The sequence below is a fragment of the Sulfitobacter sp. genome, from assembly GCF_041552635.1.
Taxonomy (GTDB): Bacteria; Pseudomonadota; Alphaproteobacteria; order Rhodobacterales; family Rhodobacteraceae; genus Sulfitobacter.
This window is the reverse complement of the sequence record NZ_JBFEKM010000325.1, coordinates 1-2,021: the sequence shown is the minus strand read 5'-3', so window position 1 is coordinate 2,021 and position 2,021 is coordinate 1. Positions and strand designations below refer to the sequence as shown.

At 59.8% G+C, this 2,021-nt stretch carries 2 protein-coding genes; one reads left to right on the top strand and one right to left on the bottom strand.

Annotation, left to right across the window (positions count from 1 at the left end; genetic code table 11):
• Positions 1 to 280: 280 nt before the first annotated feature.
• On the top strand, positions 281 to 919 hold the full coding sequence (gene parA, locus ABYT07_RS20695) for a ParA family partition ATPase (RefSeq protein WP_372993887.1): 639 nt from the start codon (positions 281 to 283) through the stop codon (positions 917 to 919).
• A 224-nt stretch (positions 920 to 1,143) separates the two neighbouring features.
• Here parA and ABYT07_RS20690 read toward each other — a convergent pair.
• Positions 1,144 to 2,021, bottom strand: an 878-nt coding sequence (locus ABYT07_RS20690) for a LysR family transcriptional regulator (protein WP_372993886.1), incomplete at its 5' end; no start/stop codon positions are given.

Genomic DNA, 2,021 nt, shown 5'->3' with positions numbered 1-2,021 from the left:
CGGTCCCAGACCAGAGCGGACCCATGTCTTGTGACCCTCCCGCCGAGGGAGAACATGCAGGTCGGGCGGGAAGCGGCAGCGTTCGCGAGTGGCGGGAAACATTCATTCACTGCGGTTTGCACCGAAGTCTCCTATTCAGACAATGCTGACTTGTGAACTAGATCTTTTCGTTCGCTAGCTACGGACGTTTCGACTGCGAACTTAATCACAATGGCTCTATCGCTTTTCTGTCTCCCATGTAGTATGCTGCGACGCAGAATACCTTTTGGAGACTTGGCATATGAGCGGTCAAATCATTTGCGTGGCGCAGCAGAAGGGTGGCGCGGGCAAGACAACGCTCGTGTCTAATTTAGCAATCGCGTTTCTGGCGGCGGGAAAACGTGTTGCCCTGCTAGACACCGACCCCCAAGGCAGTCTTGGGAAATGGCTGGATATTCGCGAAGAAACGCTTGGGGAAAATGCAAACCTCAGGTTCGCTACGGCGACCGCCTATGGTATTTCGCGTGCAATCCGAGATGTCGGTGGTGCTGCCGATGTTATTCTGGTTGATACCCCGCCCAAAGCCGACAGTGATGTTCGCTGGGTCATGCGCGAGTCGAACCTTGTGCTGGTACCAGTCTCCGTTGGTCTGGCTGATGTCTGGGCAACACATGACCTTTTAGAATTGGCGGACCGGGCAGGGAAGCCAGCGTATATTGTCATGAACCGTACCCGGGCTGGCACACGCGTGGGCGAACAAGTTGCCAAATCAGTCGCCGAACTTGAGGCAAAGCAGTTGCAGGGATCACTGGCAAATAGAGTGATCTATGCAGAAGCGCTCGGAAGCGGTCTGGGTGTGATGGAAGTGAAAAGGACCGGTTCCGCCTCGGATGAAGTACGCGCGCTCGCTAACGAGGTGTCTGCTATTCTGGAATTTTAAGTTGGCATGCGAAATGGCGTTTTAATCGGCGTGCCATCATGTCGGTGCAGGTGGGCAGTGGTGGCAACGGACGACAAATTGAAAACGGCATTCGAGGGTGCCGGTGCCAAAGGACTAAAGGTGTGGGATCGAAGTTGCCCTTCGCTGCACAGCGCACCAATGGCCGCATAAGGGCTGGTGAAGGTCGGACGATGCGCCCCGTCACTACAGGGAAACCCCTCGGATTAAGATCCCTGAAACGCCGCACGCCGTTCCAGAAGCGCATCGCACAGGTAGTCGACGAAAAGCCGGACCCGACGCACCCGGCGCAGATCGCCGTGCAGCAGAACCCAGGTCGCGCGCCGCTGGTCGAGCTCAGTGCCTGGAACGCGTTGCAATTCGGGGAACACCGATGTGACCCATGTCGCAAGGAATGTCATCCCCGCGCCCGCGCGCACAAGATGCAGATGCATTTCCGGGTCGGGCACAGAGTGGCGGATCCGCGCTTCGGGGAAGGCCGAGGCCGCGATCATGGTCGCAAGCTCGGGCACGTCACCATATCCGATCCAGCTCAACCCTTGCCCCTTGCGGCCCGCCTCTGGCAAGGCGCGGTCGATGTAGTCGCGCGAGGCCACCACGCCGATGGACAAGGGAAAAAGCTTTCGGCCGACCGCATCATCCTCGATCACGGCGGCGTGGCGGATCGAGACATCCGTTTCATTTCTGGCGATCGAATCCAGCGTGTAAGCGAGGCGTAATTCGATCTCGATCTCGGGATAAAGTGCGGCGAAGTCGGCCAAAACCGGGGCCAGCAGGTAATGCGCTGTCATCGGGTCGGCCGAAAGACGGATGCGCCCGGATGCCTCGCGGTCGAGCCCCTGCACCGCGTTGAACCCCTTGAGCAGCGCCGCCTCGGCCGCGAGCGCTTGCGGCAGCAGGCGTTGCCCCGCCGCGGTCAGCGACAAGCCGTCCGCGCCCCTGCGGAAGAGCTGGGTGCCGAGCTGCGCCTCAAGCGCCTCGATCTGACGACGCAGGGTCGCGTGGGTACCGCCCATATGCTCGGCCGCCGCCCGAAGCGAGCCGTTCCGTGCAACAGCCAGAAAGGCCGGAAGAGATTTCCAAT

Bases quoted from the DNA above. Each gene is read 5' to 3' on its own strand.
- parA (WP_372993887.1), top strand. From the start codon at position 281: ATGAGCGGTCAAATCATTTGCGTGGCGCAGCAGAAGGGTGGCGCGGGC.